Source organism: Acinetobacter pseudolwoffii (assembly GCF_002803605.1).
Lineage (GTDB): Bacteria > Pseudomonadota > Gammaproteobacteria > Pseudomonadales > Moraxellaceae > Acinetobacter > Acinetobacter pseudolwoffii.
Map to the genome: position 1 here is coordinate 397,946 of NZ_PHRG01000001.1, position 21,760 is coordinate 419,705.

Here is a 21,760-nt window from a genome sequence, read left to right on the forward strand (position 1 = left end):
CATTAAAAGGATAAAAATAAATTACCTGACTGCGACCTGTCTTCGGACAGGTTTTCTTTATTGATACTGTTTAAGAGTTAGAAATTTCGACTTTATTTGCTAAGATGAACTCACTCAAATTCATTCTAAAGATTAAGCAAGGAGCGAAAGCATGCTGATCATCCCTGCAATTGACCTGAAAGATGGCAAATGTGTCCGTTTAAAACAAGGTCGTATGGAAGACGATACCGTATTTTCTGACGATCCGGTCGCAACAGCACAGCATTGGGTAAATGAAGGCGCTCGCCGCTTGCATTTAGTGGATTTAAACGGTGCTTTCGCAGGTACGCCTATCCATAAGCCAGTGGTTGAAGCCATTGCCAGAGCGCAGCCAGATTTACCGATCCAGATTGGTGGCGGTATCCGTTCGATGGAAACCATCGAGCATTATCTGCAAGCAGGCGTATCTTTTGTGATTATTGGTACCAAAGCAGTTCAGGATCCTGAATTTGTGGAAGAAGCATGCAAAAAATTCGCGGGTCATATCATTGTCGGCATTGATGCCATGAATGGCATGGTGGCAACCGATGGCTGGGCCAATGTGACGGATGTCAAAGCGACAGATCTGGCCAAGCGTTTTGCCGATGCGGGCGTATCCAGCATTGTCTATACTGATATTGCCCGTGATGGCATGATGCAGGGTGTGAATATTGAGCAAACCGTAAATCTGGCACAATATTCAGGTTTACCTGTGATTGCTTCAGGCGGCGTAACCAATATGGATGACGTCCGTAACCTGAAAGATCAGCCGGGCATTCTAGGTGCTATTACTGGTCGTGCCATTTACGAAGGTACATTAAGCCTGCGTGAAGCGCAGTTATTGTTAGATGAACAACAAGCGCTATAATTAAGCCTGCTGCACAAGAGGTCTTCGGACCTCTTTTTTTATTTGTTATTTTCCGATCTCCTGACATGCCGACCCTCATTTCCAGCTTTCGCTCTCCCGCTCTGGCAGCCAAACTTCCGCAGCTTGCTTTAATTCTGATTACCCTGATCTGGGGCGGCAGTTTTATTACTGTACAATACGGGCTGAATTTTAGCAGTCCGATTATGTTTGTTGGGCTGCGTTTTGCTGCAGCCGCCATTGCCGTGACCCTGATCTCATTAAAATCTTTAAAAGGTATGACCCTCAAGGAGATTATTGCCGGCGCGGTGATTGGGCTCATGATCGCCATCGGTTACGGCACCCAAACCGTGGGATTGCAAACGATTAGCAGCAGCGAGTCTGCTTTTTTAACCGCCTTGTATGTTCCACTGGTACCAATCCTGCTCTGGCTGCTGTTTGGTCAAAAACCACAGGTGATGACCTGGATCGGGGCATTGTTTGCCTTTATCGGGCTGCTGTTTTTGACTGGTAATGGCTTTGCAGCAATTCAGCTCAGTTTTGGACAAACTTTGACTTTACTTGGCTCCATTGCCATTGCCCTGGAGATTATTTTGATCAGTTATTTTGCTGAGCAGGTGAATGTACGCCGGGTCACAGTGCTACAACTGATTTTTGCGTCCTTGTTCTGCTTTATGATTGCACCTGTTTTAGGTGAATCTCAGCTACCTGAATTTCACTGGCATCTGGCAGGCATTTTAGTCGGTTTAGGCATTGCCAGTGCGATGATTCAACTGGTCATGAACTGGGCACAACGTAGGGTAGATGCATCACAGGCAGCGATTATCTATGCCGGTGAACCGGTATGGGCAGCACTTTTTGGCCGACTTGCAGGAGAACGCCTACCTGCACTGGCACTGTTGGGCGGATTGATGGTGGTACTGGGCGTAATTGCCAGTGAATGGAAACCGAAGTTTTTAAAGCGGAAAGTAAAAGAACAAATCACTTAATTTCCTATTTTTAATTCCCCTAAAGTCCCCTTTTAAGAAAGGGGACTTTTTTATATTTGTATTTAATTTTAGAAAGACACCATCTTGCCCGGATTTACCAGTGCTCCCAGTCCATAGGCAGTTTTGGCAATTGGAATCACCACAGGGGCAAGTGTGCGACCAAACAACATATCCTGATGCTGAATAGTGGTCAGCATATTGAAATCATCTGCCTTGCCACAGAAATCATCTGCAATCGCTTTACCGATACGCACCGTTTGCGCCACACCATGCCCACTCCAGCCTTGCACGGCATAAATCGGGAATTTATGGCCAAATTTACGGCTGTCGGCTGCACCATTCATGGTCAGATCCGTGGTTCCACTCCAGACAAAATCCAGCTCAACCTGTTTTAATTGTGGGAATACATGCTGAATTCGACCTAACAAATACTGATGGGTTTTTTCAGAACTCCAACACGAACCTGTCCCTTCCCCACCAAATAAAATTCGGTTTTGAGACACACCCCGGTAATAATCAATCTGGAACTGGGTGTCGTAGACAGGCGCATCGGTTGGCAATAGCTCTTTTAAATTTACTTCTAAAGGCGCGGTGGTACATACATAAGTATAAAATGGAATTGTGGTTCGATTGTTCTTTTGCAGCAGTTTAAACGAAGCATGATGTACGCCCATGACCACACTCTTACGCGCTTTTATTACGCCACTTATGGTCGTGACATAAATCCCATCTTCACGCTCTTCTACTGACACCACTTCAGTTTGTTCAAACACCTCTCCACCGTTTTGGCAGAAGCCATAAACCAGTCCACGGTTCAGTGCGAGTGGATGGATATGTCCCCCCAGCGAGTCAATTAGACCACCACAATAATTCTCTGAAGCAATATGCTGTTTCAGCTCATGCTCACCGACAATTTTGGTGTGGTCTTCACCTAAAAATTTACGTGCATCTGCCCCTTGAGTTAAACCAACCAAGTGCCCTTCATGCACTGCTGCGGTAATATGTCCACGTTTACGCTGTAGCTCAAGTTGGTATTTTGCTGCAATGTCATCGATTAAAGACATCGCTTCAGTAGAGCTAAAGTGCCAGAGTTTTTTCGCATCTGCATAGCTGAAATGCTCAATCATTTCTGACGCTTCCCAACGCGCTAGCCCTGGTGTGAGCTGTCCACCATTACGTCCTGAAGCAGCGCCACCAATGCGATTTTTTTCTACCAAAATGGTATCTATGCCATGTTCAGACAGATGGAGTGCTGTCGATGCTCCAAGTAGCCCACCACCAATCACCACCACATCACATTCAAGATCGGCATTTAAACCTGGAAACGCATGCCCAGTTTCGAGTGAGCTTTCATAGTAATTGGCAGGATGTTCAAAATTGCCATGTTTGGGATTAATCCAGTTCCACTCTTTGCCACTCTGTGTATTAATACTGGCTTTAAACTCGACATCTTCAATAAATTTTGGCTTATTCATTTCATCTTCTCACTATTACTTCAATACAATTGATTCGATCTTAGTAAGCACTACTAATCACAATATTCTGTTTACGCAAACGCTTATACATATAGAGCAGCACACCTACTGCGAGCCAAATACAGCCACAGATCAAGGCTGACATTTCCAGGTTGATCCATAAACCCAACATCACGCCCACCGAAAACAGGGGCAAAACCAAGTTAAGGAAGATATTTTTTAAGCCTTGACGCTGTTTGTCCTGAACAAAGAATTTTACAAATACCGAGAAATTCACTGCAGTAAAGGCAATCAGGGCACCAAAACTCACCATACTCACCACTGTCGCAAGATCAAGGCTGATGGCGAGGAGTGAAGTTAAGCCAATGAACAGCACGGCATAAAGTGGTGTACCCAACTTGTTATGCACTTGACCGAATGTGCCTTTATGGAAAATTCCGTCACGTCCCATGATATGGATTAAACGCGAGGCACTGGCATGAGTCGCCAAACCTGAAGCAAAGGTATTCATGATTTGCGCGCAGAGGAACACCGCCTGAAACAGTGCCCCACCGACATACATCACAATTTCAGGCAATGCTTCATCGGGGTTGTTAAAGCGGACATTGCTGGGGAAATACAACTGGATAAACCACGATGCCGAGAAGAAAATCACCCCGCCTGTCAACGTGGTCAGCATTACAGCACGTGGAATATTTTTTTTCGGGTCTCTAGTTTCGTGTGACATCGTCGTCACGGCATCAAAGCCCAGAAACGAGAAACATAAAATTGATGCCTCGGTAATTAACGGCAATATACTGCTATCGCCGTTCAATAATGGCGTCATGGTCAGGACGTGATGATAACCTTGCTCCGTACCAATACCCTTGATCACCAGATAGATAAACAGCAGCATTAAAATCAAGGGAGCCACCACAAAAACCAGGCTTAAGTTCGCCAAGATATTAATGCGGAAACAGTTAATCAGGGTCACCAAACCGGTAAAGATACAGACCCACACCCAATATGGCACGCCTGGAATCAGAGCTTCCAAATAGATCCCGGCCAGTAAAGCATTCACGAGCGGCAGCAATATATAATCCATTAAGGCACACCAGCCAACAAAGAAACCGGCTTTCGGCCCGCAAGATTCCGCCGTATAAGTATAAGCCGAGCCCGGTTTTTCTGTCTGGCGACTAAATCGCGCATAGCTGAATGCCGTTAACAGCATGGCACCTAAGGCAAGGATATACGCGAGTGGAACACGTCCCTCAGTGATGCCGGAAACAATCCCAAAGGTATCAAAAACAACCATCGGGGTCATATATGCCACACCAATGATCACGACCTGCCACAAAGACATTTTTTTGAAAGCAACTTGTGCTTTTTCCATTGATGTCACCTGAACATTATTTATTTTCGTTATTTGTTCAATTGCAATGACTATGCCATATAATAAAAATATAAATAAATTGAGTGAGGATAGAAAATGCCAAAGTACAATTTAGAAACTCGAATTGCAGCCATTCAGATGTATAAAAAGACCGATTACAAGGTGGCTGTCTGTAAAGAATTTGGCATCTCTCGGGTGACTCTGGATGCATGGATCCGCCTTGAAGAAGAAACTGGCGACTTGGTCCAGAAACCTGTAAAAAATCGCGGCGCACCGGGCCATATTAAAGATTGGAATGAATTTCAAGTGTTTGTAAGATCTTTAAAATTTCAAAATATTAGTGATTTGGTTCCAATATTTGAACAGCGCTTTGGTTATGCAGTTTCTTATGCGGTTCTGGTGCGTGCTATTCATGTTTTAGGCATGCGTCGCCGTCGTGGTCGCTTTTATTCTTAAATTAAAAATGAGCCCGACAATAAAATAATTCGACCTGTTAAATTTAAAAAAATAAATGTACATTAATGTAAGTTTTCTTTATTAAAAACGTAAACTATATTTATTAAAAAAGTAAATTTATGAAACAAAAAAGTAAAGTCTAAATATTAAAAATGTAAATTTATAAAATTAAAAATATTTAGCAATGTTCGTCATTATGTTCAATGATGATAAGAATTGCTCACTAAAATAGAGCAAGCTTGAATAAAAGTGGTGCGAGTTGGTAATTTTTTTCAGCCTATGCGGACAGCCGGAATCCGTTCTATTACATGAGGCATAAAAAAAGCAGCACTTTGGCTGCTTTTTCTACAATAAAATTTAGGATTTATACATCGGTCGATTGTCATTCAAGCGCATGATGCCACGAATCGCCCGATACACAATCCAGATCCAGGCCAGAAAGACCACCAACAAACAGAAAGCGGATGCACCAAATGCCACGCCTGCAAACAGGTTCGGATCTTCGCCAGTAAAGAACAGAAACAAAAATGGAATAAAGGCAATGATATTCCAGACCAGATACCACCAGAAACTGCGGATCTGCCAGGTGAAGTGGCTTTCAAAAATTGAACCACGTACATCGCGACGTTTGACATAGTTAATGATCAACGCCACGACAGCCAAGAGGCCAGCACTAAAAATGGCCACAATATATAAAATGTACAGTGCAAAAGTCAGTGTGCGATTTGGGTCTTTATCAATGGAATAGTTCACGTCCCCTCCTGATCTTTCCCCTAAATATTTAAACTGTTAAATGGGGAAATTAGCCATATAATCAAAATGATGTTAAAGGCTATAGTACAAAAATATATCTGCCGGAACGGTTGTTTTTGTGTTTTATGTCGCAGTTTTTGCTGGGCTAACCAGGCTGCTGGCCAACCACCTAAAAAAGCCACCAGATGCAGGGTATTTTCCGGAATACGTTGCTTACCCGATTGCGCCGCTTCCTTGTCCTGCGCATACAACCAGTAACTCAATGCATTCATCAAACTGATCAGCAACAAGACCAGTCCGCTGAGCAGACCGCCCAAAGTCAATGCGGTCAGCAACAGAATATAAACCACACAGGCAATCTGCATCGGTTGTAATTTCTGTGACTGCTGTTGCTTGGGTTTGAATTTAACCTGAGACATTTTGGTTTGCGATGCTTTCAGATACATGACCTGCTGTGCTTTGTATCGTCCGCGCTCATCTAAAATGACCGTGTAATCTAAGGCACAGCCGACGATCGGACGCGGACCTTGCTTGGCAAAGTCCTTGATATGCAGAAATACGCGATCTTTGGCCGAATCATTGGGCTGAATAAAGCCATAACCCTTGTCATCAAACCACTCTACTAAACGTCCCTGATCGCGCATATCCCCTGTCCTTTTGTCTTTATAAATTTTAAATATTTAAGCTGTAACGAATTTTAATCGCTCAATCAACATATTACGCATCTCGACTGGATTTTTTTGCAAAATATCTTCGCCAGTACGACCCAGTGCCGCGTTACGCTGTGCCACCTGTAAACGCATCATCCAGAAACGTCCTGCGGCCATGGCCAAGTACAACTCTAAACATGATTTTTCATCTGCTGTTAAGGGGCGGACGCTTTCATAGGCATTTAAAAAGGCAATGGCTTTTTCTTCGTTTAAAGTGACATCCGGATAGTTGGTGCAAAAGTCATTTAAAGTAATCGCGATATCAAATAAAAATTCATCTTTGTTTAGTTCATAAAAATCCAGAATACCGTTGAGTTGATCACCCTCAAATAAGGTATTGTCCCGGAACAGATCGGAATGAATAAAGCCACGTGGACGATCTGGATAGACTGCTGTTAAAGCGTCATACAGGCCTAAAAGCTTGCCGAGCAACACTTTATCGGCCGGACTTAAACTTGGTTTGATTTCTTGGGACACGGCCAGCCAATACGCATGATCACGCACGAAATTACGTTCTAATTTGAAGTCCTGCAATGCCACATGCATTTTTGCCTGCGCCACTGCAATTGCTTCAACTTGTGCCACGGTCGATGGCATGGGATGCTCACCCAATAGGCGCGGTGCAATCTGTGCCGGTTTATCTTTAATACTATGAATAGCCTTGCCTGAATGCGATAAAGGCACCGGAACGGCCAAGCCTGCTTTGCCCAAATGTTGTAATACAGGCACAAGTTCCCCTGCCGCCTGTTCATCCATATCCTCAAACACCGTTAGCACATAGTGTGCGTCTTCGCAGACCAAAAAATAGTTGGTATTTTGAATACCGCCTTGAATCGGAATCAGATCAACCGCCTTTAAACCGTAGGGCGCTGCAAAATCCTGAACTTCCTTTAAAGTCAAAGTGGTATAAACCGACATAGAAAACCTGCGAAAAAACTTACATAATTTTGCTAGAATACCGTTTCCATCTGCCAAGGTGTAGCGCTTGCGTGGGTGAGTTTCATAATCGGCTGTAATAATTGGAAAAATTTATGCTAGCTAAACGTATTATTCCTTGCCTCGACGTTGATAATGGTCGTGTGGTCAAGGGTGTTCAATTCCTTGATATTCGTGATGCAGGTGACCCAGTTGAGGTCGCACGTCGTTATAACGAACAAGGTGCCGATGAAATTACTTTCCTTGATATTACCGCTACACATCATGGACGCGACACCACTTACCGTACTGTAGAACGTATGGCTGAATCGGTTTTCGTCCCCCTGACGGTCGGTGGCGGTGTGCGTAAAGTCGAAGATATCCGTTTGCTACTCAATGCTGGTGCAGATAAAGTCAGCATCAACTCGGCAGCAGTATTTAATCCGGAATTTGTCCAGGAAGCATCACAACGTTTTGGCGCACAATGTATCGTGGTCGCCATTGATGCCAAAAAAACCGGCGAAGATAAATGGGAAATTTTCACCCACGGCGGCCGCAAACCGACCGGCATTGATGCCTTGGAATGGGCAGAACAAATGGCCAATTACGGCGCAGGTGAACTCCTGATTACCTCAATGGATGCCGACGGCACCAAAGCCGGTTATGACATCGCCCTGATGCGTGCTATCAATGACCGCGTCACTGTACCGACTATTGCCTCTGGCGGTGTAGGAAATTTACAACATCTGGCGGACGGGATTATTCATGGCGGTGCTGATGCAGTATTGGCAGCGTCAATTTTCCACTTTGGTCAACATACCATTCCTGAAGCCAAAGCCTATATGGCAGCGCAAGGCATTGAAATGCGCCTTTAATTCAAAAACGAATTGGTATTTAAAAAAGAGCATCACAACGATGCTCTTTTTTATTTCTACAGGATAAGCCTAGGCAATAAATCATTTGGAAAATACTCTCATCATCTGTGGCACATCCGGGTTTGCTCTAATGATGACTGCTTTGAAAAAGTATATCCATCGTTCTGTGGATTAAAGTAGAACAGCAAACACGACAAGAAAGAGTTAATAGAAAAGGGCTGGTATGTTCAAAATGATGTTTAGGGATTGTTATTGATCAATAGCCGCCGGACAGGACCAAGCTTTCCAGTGCTGAGCAGCTTAAATGTAAAGGATGTTATTTTCTTTCAATATTCATCCCAGTATGAGGATGAACAAGATCGCTCTATCTTGACCGATATTCAAAAGTAAAAATTAAATAAAAAAAAGGAGTCTCGCGACTCCCTGTAAAAACCAAGATTAGACCACAGCGCTTGGTATTCAAAATAACTCATTACACCTAAAACATATCAGTATGTGGCTTCACTCACCAACAACCGTGAATATAGGCCAAATAAAAAGGACAATATTGACAATACATCTGCATTTTATTGACAAATCACGACAAGAACCGGGTTTTAGCGATTTAATGGCCTATTTAAGTGATTGGTCGCAGGATTTTTAGCAATTTTAGCCGGAGTTTCTGCCCACTTGGCTGGAAAATAACGGTCTGCCCAATAGTTCAGTTTTTTCGAGATCGGTGCAGGCAATACCATACTTAAAGGGTTCTGCTCCTGTAAATCTGCGGAGGAAATCACCCGGGTACCCAGCAGATAGTCGAACCAGGGTTTGGTCACACACCAGTTGGCATCCTGATTACTATTCATGTGATGATCATAATGCCAAGGCAGCTTTTTTTTGGCCCATTCTGGCTCCAGATGGGCACGACGATGCCGATAATAATAATTGCCTGCACTATATAATACGGCCAGCGTCATCCCTTTGGAAAAAGGATAAAACGTCAATCCAAAGACTGTAGCAACCACGGCAAGAGAAGCAATTTCATTGCGGGTACGCCAGTTGTTCAGTCCTTCTACATAACCGAAATCGGAAAATTCCGTTTTACGCACAATGCGGTGATGTTCCCAATGCGAACACATGCTTTCTGGAACCGGACTATAGCGGCTCTGTCCTTGGCGGTGAATTCCATGTAACACATATTTATGCGCAAACCATTCAAATCCATTGGCAACGACGAGTCCTGCCAGAAAACCTTTCCACATGATCTTTTACCTCTTGGTCTATTTTTCAATATAGGCTAAGTAAAAGACTAGATATTGACCAAAATATTCAATATGATTGACAAAATACGACAAAATAAAAGAATTAAAAAATGCTGGTTCTAAAAAACTACGTAGGCTCGATATACGGTGGTTTAGGACATTTACTTTTGGACTATTATCAGCTGAAACAGCTCGAAGTCCCTGAGAAATTATTGGCCATTCAAAATCTGGAACGCTTTGATTTTACTCTGTGGCGTGATCTGCTGACGACACTTGATCAACAGCTGCAGCGCCCGGCTTTGGGCCTGGAAATTGCGCAACTGGTCGAGACTAAACATCTCGGGATTATCGGTTATCTGGCACTTTCCAGTGACACGCTGGGTGAAGCCTTCATGCGCTATCATGACTACCATCGCCTGATCTATGATGGTAGCCCGCTACAAATCCAGGGGCAAGGAGATCATCTTTCGATTGCCTGGGGTGAGGTTCCTTTTAAGATGAGTACGCAACTGACCGATGAAATTGCGATTGCACTCATGATCGAATTTATTAAATCGAATATTCTGGATAATAATCATCTGCATCTGCATGAAGTGCATTTTCAGCATCCAACACCCAAAAATATAGCATTGTATGAACAGTATTTCCGCTGCAAGGTTCGTTTCGGTCAAGCCAAGACTCAAGTCCTGATGCCGGTCAGCGAGCTGTCTACGCCTTTAAAACAGGGTGATCAGACCCTACAAAAGCTTCTGAAACAACAAGCTGAAGCTTTACTGGAAAAATTCCCCAATTCCACCCAAGTTGACCAGCAGTTACAGCAGGCGATTCTGGTGGGCCTGCAAAAAAACCAGTTCCAGATTGAACATATTGCCCAGCAAATAAAATTCTCTGTCCGTCAGTTACAACGACATTTGCAAAAGCAGGGTAAAACCTATCAGCAATGCATGCAGGAAATCCGCTCTATGATGGCAATGCAATATCTGAAAGATCCGCATTTAAGCTTACAGGAAATTTCCATGCTGCTTGGTTACTCCGAGCAGAGTGCATTTCAGCGGGCATTTAAGCAATGGACCCAGCTGACGCCACAACAATGGCGCTTAGAATCTTTGGCTCAGACAGCTTGAGACGCTGCAATGCTGAGACTAAAAACAGTAAAAAGCCCAATAGGAATATTGGGCTTTGTGTCTGGTTCCAGATGGAACATTCTCCAACAAATGAAAAAATCTTATAAAAATGGATTTTCAATTTCGTCCAGATCATCCCGCTGCAGCTTTTCTGGCAGATCTACAGTATTTTCCAGTTGCTGCACCACATCATTTACAAAAGCCTGCAAAACCTTGGCAGCCTTAAGACCTTCCTGATCCTTGGTGATCTGCAAGTTTCCATACAGGCTGACACAATCCAGATCATTTTCCAAGGTCAGATCATGAATGGCATGGGATTCACTGCCATTTTCAAATGCTTTAAACATATCCTCTCCACCTGTCTTTGTTATTTTCAATAATGGGTGAGATCGATGCTACTCGAATCCCACTTTTTTCAGCAAGTTTATTTCAATAACTGCAAAATATATTGCAATAGCGCATCTATCAGCTGTTTTACAATCGTATTTTGGGTGTCGTTATCGATTGCACCACCAGTCGCTGAGGACGTCGAGGTATTTGAACCTGAAGATTTAAACTCACGTTGCAGTGCCTGCAAGTTTTCTTTAGAGACATCTTCCGCACACTGGCTTTCTGCATCCCAGTTAGAATATTCGATTTTCTGATTGGCTTTGACCGCCCTGGCCGTCAATGGCAAACGATAGGTATTGCGCTTCTGCTCTTCGGTCAATTGTGGAAACAGGTTAATTCCGAGCTGTTCTTCCAGATAACAGACACTAACAATACGCACTTTGAGCGAATTATCATTCGGCGCATAATAAGCACCAATCGCACCGGTTTTCGGCAGGTAAACTGCCTTATACACCGCCGTCGGTACAATCACGCCATTACCAATGGTTTTTAGTTTTTTCGCCGCAAATACCGGCCCGGTAACTACATAAACATCCTGCTTCTGTTTGGTTACAATGGCACGGGTCGCTTCTTCCAGTTCACGCCAGACCTGCTGATTGTTTTTCGGTGCTTGCGGCACCATATTGGCCAGTGAGAAACTGTCTGACTGTGCAGCCTTATTGGGCATATCCGCATTTGGCGCCATATGCCCGCGATCATAACCGGAACCACGATAATCCGCCAACGTCGCCCGATGCGCAGGTTTAACCTGGGTCTCTTCATGAAAATTATCTTGACGCGGAATTTTCTGGCTTAAGCGTGCCGGTGTGAGTGCTTCAGCCACCCAAAGTGGGGTTTTCGAAACACCGGAATAACCGACGTTAAAGCCATTAAAGCACAGTGAATAACTGTCTTTTTTCAGGCTGTCTTTCATCAGATACGGCGGAACATCACGATAAAACTGTGTCAGACAGGCGGAATCGGATGAAGATGGCAGAGACACCCATTGACTGATTTTTTCCTGACCAAAGGCGATGGCAAAACTACTCGAAGCCACCACACCCAGAATGACTTTAGTACTATTTTTACTTAAAAACTGAAAAAGAGAGTTCTTGGATTTACGCTGCTTCTTGGCCATTATTACACGTACTTTTTAGATCAATACCGATTTTTCCCGAGCTTAACAAGCTGTGTATATGAAGTATATCTTGACCCCGCCATTCGCTTAACAAATAAACAATAATGGCTTAAAAGCCACGAAAGCTGTAACAAACTGTCTATTTTTTATTTCATTTTAAATGAGGTTTCGCAGTCTTTGAGTAGCTTTGATTGGAGCTGCCGGATGAGTATGTAAAGCTAAGCGCCTATCCCAATTCGTACAATTATTAGCAGTGGTGTCAATCATGAATTCCAAACTCTCTAAAATATTAGGTTTAGGATTATTCACAAGTGTAATCAGCGCAGGCGCATTTGCCGAGCCACCGGTTCAACCGGGTGAAACACTTGAAAGCTTGTCTAAAGCTAAAATTAGTACCACGGTAAATGGTCAGGAAGGCTCTCTAGAAACTCTAGTCAACTCTGGTCAAATCCGCCTTGTCGATCCGCGTACAGCTGCGCCACAGCAACCAATGCCAAATACGCAGCCAGCGATGCCAAATGATCCAGCTATGATGCAGGCACCAGGTAATTCAGACATGGTTTCGCCACAACCTCCTGTGGCAGAACCGGGTATGAATCAATCAGACATGCCGGCCAATCTGGCTGAACCGGCCAACAGTACTGAAGTCGAAGCAACCACATCTATGGCTGCGCCAGAACAACAGCCTGTGCTTGAAGAGCAACAGCAAGCTGCTGTAGTTGAAGCCAATGCAATGAATGCACAAACTGAAATTGCAGCTCAAGCCGATGCAGAACCAGTGCTGATGGAGCAGCCTTTGAATGCTGCACCTGAAGTGCCAGCTGCCGTAGAACTTGAGCAATAATCCGAAGCTCAGTTATTTACTGTTTCTCCCATAAAAAACCAGAGTGTGTCTCTGGTTTTTTATGCTTTTTAATTTTATTTACATCTGAATCTGGGTGCCCAGCTCGACCACACGGTTGGGTGGAATCTGATAGAAATCACTGACCGGACTGGTATTGCGCTGCATGGAAATAAACAGTTTTTCCCGCCACGGTGCCATACCCTCACCCACAGTATGCATAATCCGTTCACGTGAAATAAAGAAACTGATCTGCATCAGATCATATTCAAAACCCCATTTTCGATAAGCCTGTTGTAAAGCTACTGGAATATTGGGCTGATCCTTAAAACCATAATAGATAAATACCCGATAAAAATGCTCACTCAATTGTTCCAGTTCAACCCGATCTTGCTTAGCTACAAAGGGAACATCACGGGTAATGACCGTGAGCATAATATTACGTTCATGCAAGACTTTGTTGTGCTTGATATTATGCAGCATGGCATGCGGGACAATATTCGGTGTACCCGTCAGGAAAATGGCCTCACCTGGCACATATTTGGTATCTTCCCCCATTGAGATACTTTTAATAAACAGATCAATCGGCAAGGCATCCTGTTCCAGACGCTTCAAAACCAAAGCGCGTCCATCTTTCCAGGTCATCAAAATGGTAAACAGCACGGCACCAATCAGAATCGGCACCCAGCCACCCGAGGTGATTTTTAAAGAAGTTGAGGCTACAAAGACCAAATCCAGAGCCAAAAATGGCACAGCAAACAATGCCACTTTCCAGACCGGCCAACGCCATAAACCATAAGCCAGAATCGAGATCAGAATAGTACCGCAGAGCATGGTCATGGTCACTGCAACACCATAAGCACTGGCCAGATTGGCACTATTTTCAAACAGTAAAATCAGGATCAAGACCGAAATAAACAGCAGCCAGTTAATAAAGGGCAGATAAATCTGGCCACGTTCGACTGCCGAGGTATGCTTGACCGATAGACGCGGCAAATAACGCAGTTGAATGGCCTGATTGACCATCGAAAATACCCCGGTAATCACCGCCTGCGAGGCAATGACCGCTGCAGCCGTGGCCAGTCCAATCATCGGGAATAAAGCCCATTCTGGCAGCAGCATATAGAAAGGATTGGCCAGCGCTTCTGGACTGCGCAACAACAATGCGCCCTGTCCGGCATAATTCAGCAATAAACAGGGCAAGACAATAATAAACCAGGCCAGACGAATTGGCAGACGACCGAAATGCCCCATATCGGCATAAATTGCTTCCCCCCCGGTCATGGTCAGAATCACCGCGCCCATGGTCAGGAAAGCCACGTAGGGCTGATCAACCACAAAGTGATATGCCCAGTACGGATTCACCATCCAGAGGACAGACGGGGTCTGGATAATGCTCCACAAACCAAAACCGCCAATGGACAGGAACCAGAGCATGGTTAAAGGCCCGAAAAATTTCCCCATGGTGGCTGTACCGTGACGCTGCACCATAAACAGCCCCGCCAGAATTCCAATCGATAGCGGTACCAGCCATTGATTGAAAATAGGTGTCGCAATACTCAAGCCTTCAATGGCAGACAGCACAGAAATTGCCGGAGTAATAATACCGTCACCAAAGAATAGCGATGCACCAATAAAACCCAAGGCAATCAGGAAAATTTTCTTTTGATCGGCAATTCGTGTGGTACGCAGATTTAATGCCAATAATGACATGATCCCGCCTTCGCCGTTGTTATCGGCACGCATGATGACCGTGACATATTTAAAGCTGATGGTGAGCATCATGCACCAGAAAATCAGCGACAGGATACCGAGTACAGAGGCCTCGCTAATGGCGAGATGTGCGGTGAGGAAGCATTGGCGCAGTGCATAGAGTGGACTGGTGCCAATATCTCCGAAAACGACCCCAAGCGCAGCCAGTGTAATCACCGGGAGAGCTGCTTTTTGTGCAGTGCTTTGCATATATTGTCTTCGTTTTTAACAAGCATTTTTGCGAATCATAGCACCACATTAAAAGTTTTTCTGCAAATCAATTGTTTCAGCTTGGCACAGCTGGTTTTTTTCGCTATTATCCTCGGCCTATGGTGAGGTGTCCGAGTGGCTGAAGGAGCACGCCTGGAAAGTGTGTAAACGTTTATAGCGTTTCGAGGGTTCGAATCCCTCTCTCACCGCCAGAATTTAAAAACCCGAATCACATGATTCGGGTTTTTTTATTGCCTGAAATTCAAATTCGCATCTGCTTAGAATCATTAAACAATCCATCACCACCATGATTAAAGTTACTATGACCTAAGGAATATGGCTGTTCTAAGACGATTATTCCACCATATTTAAATTTTTCTTAAGCTTCCGTGCTTTTCTAGGTTCAATTTAAAAACTGGCATAAAAATAGCTTAATTCTATTGTCATCAAAGCTATGTTATGGTGCCTACAGAGGTGCTGAGAGGAGAATAAAAACCATAAAATAGAAAGAAATACAGGATTGATCGAGCCATTTAAACTTAAAGCTAAATAGATACACTGCTATTCGGAGAGCGAACATGAATAACAGCGCAAACTATGCAAAACAGATCAAAAATGCAAAACGTGGCGGTTATACCCCAACCATTGCCAAAGACATCAATAAACATAAAATTCAAAAAGCTCTGAGACTCATCGAACAGTGGAGAAGCCTCGCTCAAGAACTCAAACCTCAAATGCAGTTTGATATGGCCTTTACTTTAGAGGAATGTGCACAAGAATTAGACCAGATCCTAAAAAAGCGATAATCCCTTTTAAGCGATTGACCCATACTAAACCCTGTACATTCACCCTCGCCCATATCTGCCTATATGGGCGTTTTCTTGATCTTTCGATAAAAGACAGTTTAGATAGAATGAACCGGAAAAACGGTAAATCGTACCAAAATAGCTTGAACGGTTATTTTTTGGCTTGCGTAGCGAATGAATTTCTGTAAAATGCACTCCACCATGCCGGCATAGCTCAGTTGGTAGAGCAACTGACTTGTAATCAGTAGGTCCACAGTTCGAATCCGTGTGCCGGCACCATATCTTAGCCTCGCTTTTTAGTGAGGCTTTGATGTTTCTGGGCTTGGTATTTTTCAAACTTGAATTTTTCGACGTTTTCTTACGCTGTTTTAGTCCTTCGATTGTGCCGTTACCTGCACATATCTCACGATCCCTTCCTGATATAATTTTTGGCATAGCTTTGCTGTCATTTGAATTTTAAAATGATCCAAGCCTGAGCCTTGAATATGATGACCGGCTTGTTTTGAATTCAAAGTTTTTTGTACATAATCCGCAAAGCCAGAAAATACCGGCTCGGATAGATCCTGAATCTGAATATTTTTAAATTCAAAACGATCCAGACACGCATACAGTGCACCAACAGACATTAATTCTTTTAAATTTATATCGGCAGATTTCAGTAACAGCTGATATTTACGCTTTTGAAATGAATTCAAATTTTGCCAACGTTCCGATAACACCAGATGATGAAAACCAATTCGTGCATTTGGCTTTAAAACACTGCTGATTTGTTGCAAAAGTAACGGAACCGGACTGTGATAAGCTGCATCCAGACACAGCACCACATCAAAACGCTGGGAAAATTGTAATTCGTTTAAACGCAGAAACGAGGCCTGATAGATGGCATTCAGTTCTGGCAGATGTTGCTGAATAGTGGCCACGCAAGCCGCTTGTACTTCGACACCGGCCAGATATTGCACTCGGTAGTGCTGTTGCCAGTGCAATAAACTTGCACCCTGACCACAGCCCAGATCCAGCAATTTATCTTTTGAATTCAAATTGACACTCTGCGCGAGCTGATCGGCCAGCGTGCGACAGGCAGCAACATAATCCTGCTGTCCTGCCTGCCAATAGCCCAAATTACTCCAGGGCAATTGCGCCTGATCCCCCAGCGCCGCTGCATGAATTGCATATTTATGCTGAGGAAAGCGCTGACGCAGTGCCTGAAGCCATTGCATCAATTAATAACCCAGTTGCGGAGCAACCTCGACCACAGGTTTTAAACCCTGAAACGGTAAAGGCGCACCGAAAATTTCCGCAATCTTCATCGCTGAGGTCACAGCCGATTCCAGAATGGGCAAACCGTCACATGACCATGAACCGCAGAAAAAGACTTTGCGATTGGCTTCCAGATGACGCTGCTGTAATTCCTTGTTCAGCGCCACGGTATTGGCATCGACCACCGCACGCGTCAGCATGACCGAGGTAATCACCTTTTTCGGGTCAATCTCGGTCACCGGACGCCAGGTCTGGAACACTGCCGACTTGCCGACCAGAGAAGGTTCAATCGAGTTGAGCCACACTGTAAATTGCTGACGGGTAAACTTACGATCCATCATATAGCTAAGCACGGCCCAGTCTTTACGTTTTGGCGGCATCACGCTGGAGTCGGTATGAATCACCAGTTCGCCCTGTTCGAATTTGAATTTCTTCAATAATTCAATTTCGCTGGCAAACTGGGTTGGATCCAGGAATTGCTCAATTTTAGTGGTTGGCGTCGCGACAATGACCCGGTCAAACAGTTTTGAATAACCGGCCGCATTTTCAACTTTGACCTGATCGCCCTGCTCTTGAACCAGTGTAATCGCTGAACCATCTTCAATATGAATACCTTCCACCAGTTTGTCGACCAGCGCCGGTGTTCCGCCTTGCAAGCGTAGTAAGGCATCGCCATCAGTCAATTGACGCAGGAAAATCAATAAAGGTTTCGCCGGCCATTCACCAATGGTTTTCGGATTGCAGGTACAAATGGTATACAGTACCGGCATTACGGCGCCATGCCAGAACACTTCTTCAATCTCGTTGCGATTGATAAATTCTGCCAGGCTGATGTCCTGATTTTTCGACTTAAAAAATTTGGTTAATGCCACTTTGAGCTGCAACAGGCCCTTGACCAGACGCCAGCCGTACTGCTGCAAGCCTTTACGGTTATTGATAATTGGAATATTGCCGATACGGCTACGCGATGTGGTCAGCCAGGTTTCAGTTTTATCTTCAAATAACCAGCTGCAGGCCATATAGGTACGCACCGGATAAGTTTTAATGCCCAGATACGTGGCCAGACTCAGGGTGTTTTTCCACAGATAAGGATTCATCACACGTAAAGGTGCATCAATTAGCCCCCCTTCAAATTCAAGGCTATGACTGTCCATGCCACGACCTGGAAGTGCTTCAAAAATCGTGATGTGATGTCCTGCATCCTGGAGAATTCTGGCTGTTGCCAGTCCGGCCATGCCACTACCAATTACTGCGATATCCAAACTGATCATCCGTCATTGAAAAACTACAGAAATTATGTACCATGCGCCAATCAAACAGGTTATTAAAATCTTCCAGAATATATGTTTTTCGTAAAGGCAATTGGACGGGATAAAATCTGCTTTTCACTATTTTTTTGAACAGGTTACAAAATTCACCAAACTCAGGATTTTATTCATATTTTTTCCATATAACCAGAAAAATCACTTTAAAAACAAACATCTTAATTAACCATTTTTATAACCTTTGGTTGACAAACGCCCTTGAAAAATCTATGATTCACAGCATAATAAAACCATAAACCCATCAGATTCCACCAAGATGAGTTTATGCGTAAATTATTTAAAACGACAAGAAACTACAGCGCCTTATAAAATAAAAGCCTCTGCGAAAGCAGAGGCTTCTTTGTTTAACCGCTCGGTGTACTATTCAGCCTGCACCGCAATTTCACCAAATTTACCCTGATTAAACTCTTGAAATGCCTGCATAATTTCTTCCTTGCTGTTCATTACAAACGGGCCATAACCTTGAATGGGCTCATTGAGTGGCTCGCCTGTCAGTAACACAAACTGGGTATCCTGATAGGCTTGCAACTGAATCGCCGGATCTCCATCACGGGCAAACATTATAATTGAGCTGTCCAGGACTTTCTGGCTCGCATTGACCACCAGCTCACCCTTCAGCACGACTAACAGTGCATTATGCCCGGCAGGGATATGTAATGTGGTTTCATATTCCGCTTTCAGTTCACCATCCCAGACATTGATCGGACTAAAAGTATGAGCAGGACCTTGATGACCAGCAAACTCACCTGCAATCACCCGGATATGCCCCGCCTCTTCATCCATTTCAATCCGCGGAATAGCTGCCGCAGTGATCGCCTGATAACGTGGTGTGGTCATCTTGTCTTTGGCCGGCAGATTGACCCAGAGCTGTACCATTTCAAAGAGACCGCCATGTTTGGCAAAATCTGGAGAATGAAATTCTTCATGGACTACACCTGAGCCTGCGGTCATCCACTGCACATCACCTGCCTGAATCGTGCCGCCACCGCCACTTGAATCTTGATGCGTCACTGCACCCTGATAGGCTAACGTCACTGTTTCAAAACCGCGATGTGGATGTGAACCCACGCCATGTTGTACAGTCGTCGGATCAAAATGATAGGGCGCAGCATAATCCAGCAACAAAAACGGACTGATCGCCTGACCTAAACGGTCATAGGAAAACAGATTTTTGACCGGAAAGCCATCACCGACCCAATGCATGTTTTGATTACGGTAAACACCAATTACTTTTTTCATCTTTTAACTCCTATTACGATAGGATGAACATGCAGCCATTTTATGCCGGGCCAAGATGCGCTGATAGTCCTAAGCTGGAATACAGTATCTTATATATAAGACAATCTCTGCTTTAACTTCCCGAATTCAACACAAATAAACTAAAATTTTGGTCTAAATTTTTAATTATCCTATTTTTAAGATTATTTATCCCAGAATTTGGGCTTATTTTGTCCTGTTTTTAGCTCTAATATAAAAATCACCACGTCCCGGAACAGCCTGGGTTTGATCCAAGACGGGATGCTAATTTTATAGAGAGGAACAGAGAAATGGCAAAACCTTATGTACGTTTAGACAAAGACAATGCAGCCGTATTACTTGTAGACCATCAGACTGGTTTGTTGTCACTGGTTCGTGATATTGACCCAGATAAATTCAAAAATAATGTATTGGCGCTTGCGGCAGCAGCAAAATATTTCAATTTACCGACCATTTTGACCACCAGCTTCGAACAAGGCCCAAATGGTCCGTTGGTTCCTGAGCTGAAAGAGCTATTCCCGGACGCACCTTATATTGCTCGTCCAGGGCAAATTAATGCCTGGGATAATGAAGATTTTGTTAAAGCGGTAAAAGCCACGGGTAAAAAACAGTTGATCATTGCTGGCGTGGTGACTGAAGTATGTGTCGCCTTCCCCGGCGCTGTCTGCACTTGAAGAAGAATTTGACGTATTCATCGTGACAGATGCATCTGGTACCTTTAATCACCTGACACGTGATGCTGCATGGAACCGCATGTCACAGGCTGGTGCACAGCTGATGACCTGGTTTGGTCTGGCTTGTGAACTGCACCGTGACTGGCGTAATGATATCGAAGGTCTCGGCAGCCTGTTCAGCAATCATATTCCTGACTACCGCAACCTGATGAATAGCTATAGCCAGAATACTGCCCAAAAATAAACCATACACATCTCTAAAATAAGCGGCCTTCGGGTCGCTTTTTGTTGGAACAATTAAATTAATCTGGCTTGGAAACAGTTTAGCCTGGCCCGGATTTCCCCTATGATGGGCATTGTATGAACGCAGGGCGATTGAGGTGAAAGGTGCATTCTTTTGATGACTATTATTATTTTTATCTGGTGGTCAAGCATGGCGGCTTCAGTGCAGCCAGTGACATCTCCGGAATCACCAAGTCCAAACTCAGCCGACGTATTTTAGAGCTGGAAGCCCGTTTCAATGTCATCCTGATTCAACGCTCAACCCGACATTTTAAGGTGACCTCACTGGGCCAGGAATTTTTTGAGGAATGCGAAAAGCTGATTCAACAGGTGGAATGTGCCCGTAATGTCTTGCTCAAGCAGAAAAGTGAACCACAAGGCCTGGTCAAGCTGAGTTGTCCTTCGGTGATGATGCGCTACCAGATCCGCAGCCTGCTGAATGAATTCCTCAAGACTTATCCCAAGGTTCAGGTAGAAATGGAAATTACCAGCCGGCGTGTCGATGTGCTGCACGATGAGATTGACCTGGTGATCCGCACCAACTTTGAAGCCAATGAAGATTCCAGCATTGTCGTTCGCGATGTGATTAAAACCACGCATTGTCTGGTTGCCAGTCCGGAGCTGTTACAAGGCCGTTCGATACACTACCCCACTGAGATCAATGACTTTCCGACCATCGTTTTAGGCACGCAGAAAAACCACTATCAATGGCATCTGCATCGTATCGACAGTCATGAACAGATGGATATCCCCCTAGAACCCCGCATCAAAAGCAATGACCTGGCCGGCGTATACTATTCTGCCCTGGATGGCCTGGGTATTGCCGATCTACCCTTGTTAACCGTGGAAGCAGATCTCAAAGCTGGTCGCCTGATCCATCTGCTGCCAGACTGGTGTTCCAATATGGGAACCGTACAACTGGTCTATGCCTCACGCAAAGGTCAGCGTCTGGTGATGGAAAAACTGATTGAGCATCTGGTCGAAGGCTTACGTGCCCGGGCAGAAGGTCATCAGGGCTATACCATTTAAATTGCGCTGTCATGCTGAGCAGCCAAT

Annotated in this window: 20 protein-coding genes, 2 tRNA genes and 1 pseudogene; 11 read left to right on the forward strand and 12 right to left on the reverse strand. The window is 44.4% G+C overall.

Going from position 1 to position 21,760, the window contains the following annotated elements:
* Positions 1-151: 151 nt before the first annotated feature.
* Together hisA and CWI32_RS01865 are read left to right on the forward strand one after the other, a co-directional pair.
* On the forward strand, positions 152-886 hold the full coding sequence (hisA, locus tag CWI32_RS01860) for a 1-(5-phosphoribosyl)-5-[(5-phosphoribosylamino)methylideneamino]imidazole-4-carboxamide isomerase (RefSeq protein ID WP_074383906.1): 735 nt from the start codon (positions 152-154) through the stop codon (positions 884-886).
* 65 nt (positions 887-951) lie between these two features.
* On the forward strand, positions 952-1,872 hold the full coding sequence (locus CWI32_RS01865) for a DMT family transporter (RefSeq protein WP_100534504.1): 921 nt from the start codon (positions 952-954) through the stop codon (positions 1,870-1,872).
* 68 nt (positions 1,873-1,940) lie between these two features.
* On the opposite strand, the gene CWI32_RS01870 is transcribed toward CWI32_RS01865, so the two are convergent.
* Both CWI32_RS01870 and CWI32_RS01875 read right to left on the reverse strand, forming a co-directional pair.
* On the reverse strand, positions 1,941-3,347 hold the full coding sequence (locus CWI32_RS01870) for an NAD(P)/FAD-dependent oxidoreductase (protein ID WP_100534505.1): 1,407 nt from the start codon (positions 3,345-3,347) through the stop codon (positions 1,941-1,943).
* A gap of 40 nt (positions 3,348-3,387) precedes the next feature.
* The gene (locus tag CWI32_RS01875) at positions 3,388-4,719 is read right to left on the reverse strand and encodes an APC family permease (RefSeq protein WP_100534506.1); all 1,332 of its coding nucleotides are present in this window, start codon (positions 4,717-4,719) and stop codon (positions 3,388-3,390) included.
* Positions 4,720-4,815: 96 nt separating this feature from the next.
* Between CWI32_RS01875 and CWI32_RS01880 the strand changes: the two genes are divergently transcribed.
* Complete coding sequence (locus tag CWI32_RS01880; RefSeq protein ID WP_005095181.1) at positions 4,816-5,175, forward strand: COG3415 family protein; 360 nt, start codon at positions 4,816-4,818, stop codon at positions 5,173-5,175.
* Between the two features lie 357 nt (positions 5,176-5,532).
* Here CWI32_RS01880 and CWI32_RS01885 read toward each other — a convergent pair whose 3' ends face one another.
* Genes CWI32_RS01885 through CWI32_RS01895 form a run of 3 tightly spaced genes read right to left on the reverse strand, consistent with a single transcriptional unit; the run spans position 5,533 to position 7,556 of the window.
* Entirely contained in the window at positions 5,533-5,928 is a 396-nt protein-coding gene (locus CWI32_RS01885; RefSeq protein WP_005095179.1) for a DUF4870 family protein, read from the reverse strand.
* A 20-nt stretch (positions 5,929-5,948) separates the two neighbouring features.
* Positions 5,949-6,572, reverse strand: a complete 624-nt coding sequence (locus CWI32_RS01890; RefSeq protein ID WP_100534507.1) for a DUF1294 domain-containing protein — start codon at positions 6,570-6,572, stop codon at positions 5,949-5,951.
* Positions 6,573-6,608: 36 nt separating this feature from the next.
* Positions 6,609-7,556: a homoserine kinase gene (locus tag CWI32_RS01895; protein WP_100354909.1), complete on the reverse strand. Its 948-nt coding sequence runs from the start codon at positions 7,554-7,556 to the stop codon at positions 6,609-6,611.
* Positions 7,557-7,669: 113 nt separating this feature from the next.
* Here CWI32_RS01895 and hisF point away from each other — a divergent pair, with 113 nt between their 5' ends.
* Positions 7,670-8,428: an imidazole glycerol phosphate synthase subunit HisF gene (gene hisF, locus CWI32_RS01900; RefSeq protein WP_005095173.1), complete on the forward strand. Its 759-nt coding sequence runs from the start codon at positions 7,670-7,672 to the stop codon at positions 8,426-8,428.
* A gap of 596 nt (positions 8,429-9,024) precedes the next feature.
* Here hisF and CWI32_RS01905 read toward each other — a convergent pair.
* Positions 9,025-9,669, reverse strand: coding sequence for a hypothetical protein (locus CWI32_RS01905; protein ID WP_100534508.1), 645 nt, complete (start codon positions 9,667-9,669; stop codon positions 9,025-9,027).
* 110 nt (positions 9,670-9,779) lie between these two features.
* Between CWI32_RS01905 and CWI32_RS01910 the strand changes: the two genes are divergently transcribed.
* On the forward strand, positions 9,780-10,793 hold the full coding sequence (locus CWI32_RS01910; RefSeq protein WP_100354911.1) for an AraC family transcriptional regulator: 1,014 nt from the start codon (positions 9,780-9,782) through the stop codon (positions 10,791-10,793).
* Positions 10,794-10,894: 101 nt separating this feature from the next.
* Here CWI32_RS01910 and CWI32_RS01915 read toward each other — a convergent pair whose 3' ends face one another.
* Positions 10,895-11,140 (reverse strand): hypothetical protein, encoded by a 246-nt coding sequence (locus CWI32_RS01915; RefSeq protein ID WP_005095167.1) that lies wholly within the window; start codon positions 11,138-11,140, stop codon positions 10,895-10,897.
* Positions 11,141-11,217: 77 nt separating this feature from the next.
* The gene (locus CWI32_RS01920; protein WP_100534509.1) at positions 11,218-12,300 is read right to left on the reverse strand and encodes a DNA/RNA non-specific endonuclease; all 1,083 of its coding nucleotides are present in this window, start codon (positions 12,298-12,300) and stop codon (positions 11,218-11,220) included.
* Positions 12,301-12,565: 265 nt separating this feature from the next.
* Here CWI32_RS01920 and CWI32_RS01925 point away from each other — a divergent pair, with 265 nt between their 5' ends.
* On the forward strand, positions 12,566-13,144 hold the full coding sequence (locus tag CWI32_RS01925; RefSeq protein ID WP_005173169.1) for a hypothetical protein: 579 nt from the start codon (positions 12,566-12,568) through the stop codon (positions 13,142-13,144).
* A gap of 78 nt (positions 13,145-13,222) precedes the next feature.
* Here CWI32_RS01925 and CWI32_RS01930 read toward each other — a convergent pair whose 3' ends face one another.
* Positions 13,223-15,103 carry a potassium transporter Kup gene (locus tag CWI32_RS01930; protein ID WP_100534510.1) on the reverse strand — a complete coding sequence of 627 codons (1,881 nt, stop codon included), beginning with the start codon at positions 15,101-15,103 and terminating at the stop codon, positions 13,223-13,225.
* 121 nt (positions 15,104-15,224) lie between these two features.
* On the opposite strand from CWI32_RS01930, the gene CWI32_RS01935 reads away from it, so the two are divergent.
* The 3 genes from CWI32_RS01935 (at position 15,225) to CWI32_RS01945 (ending at position 16,188) form a co-directional block, all read left to right on the forward strand.
* Positions 15,225-15,315, forward strand: a tRNA-Ser gene (locus CWI32_RS01935).
* 366 nt (positions 15,316-15,681) lie between these two features.
* Positions 15,682-15,909 (forward strand): hypothetical protein, encoded by a 228-nt coding sequence (locus tag CWI32_RS01940; RefSeq protein ID WP_005095157.1) that lies wholly within the window; start codon positions 15,682-15,684, stop codon positions 15,907-15,909.
* A gap of 203 nt (positions 15,910-16,112) precedes the next feature.
* Positions 16,113-16,188 (forward strand) — tRNA-Thr (locus CWI32_RS01945).
* An 89-nt stretch (positions 16,189-16,277) separates the two neighbouring features.
* Here CWI32_RS01945 and CWI32_RS01950 read toward each other — a convergent pair.
* The 3 genes from CWI32_RS01950 to CWI32_RS01960 all read right to left on the reverse strand — a co-directional run bounded on the left by CWI32_RS01950 (position 16,278) and on the right by CWI32_RS01960 (position 19,730).
* Complete coding sequence (locus CWI32_RS01950) at positions 16,278-17,126, reverse strand: SAM-dependent methyltransferase (protein ID WP_100356958.1); 849 nt, start codon at positions 17,124-17,126, stop codon at positions 16,278-16,280.
* Between the two features lie 3 nt (positions 17,127-17,129).
* The gene (locus CWI32_RS01955) at positions 17,130-18,437 is read right to left on the reverse strand and encodes an FAD-dependent oxidoreductase (protein ID WP_074383894.1); all 1,308 of its coding nucleotides are present in this window, start codon (positions 18,435-18,437) and stop codon (positions 17,130-17,132) included.
* A 414-nt stretch (positions 18,438-18,851) separates the two neighbouring features.
* Positions 18,852-19,730: a pirin family protein gene (locus tag CWI32_RS01960; protein ID WP_005095152.1), complete on the reverse strand. Its 879-nt coding sequence runs from the start codon at positions 19,728-19,730 to the stop codon at positions 18,852-18,854.
* A gap of 308 nt (positions 19,731-20,038) precedes the next feature.
* Here CWI32_RS01960 and ycaC point away from each other — a divergent pair.
* Both ycaC and CWI32_RS01970 read left to right on the forward strand, forming a co-directional pair.
* Positions 20,039-20,666: pseudogene (ycaC, locus tag CWI32_RS01965) on the forward strand (isochorismate family cysteine hydrolase YcaC).
* A 143-nt stretch (positions 20,667-20,809) separates the two neighbouring features.
* On the forward strand, positions 20,810-21,733 hold the full coding sequence (locus CWI32_RS01970; protein ID WP_100534511.1) for a LysR substrate-binding domain-containing protein: 924 nt from the start codon (positions 20,810-20,812) through the stop codon (positions 21,731-21,733).
* Positions 21,734-21,760: the final 27 nt, after the last annotated feature.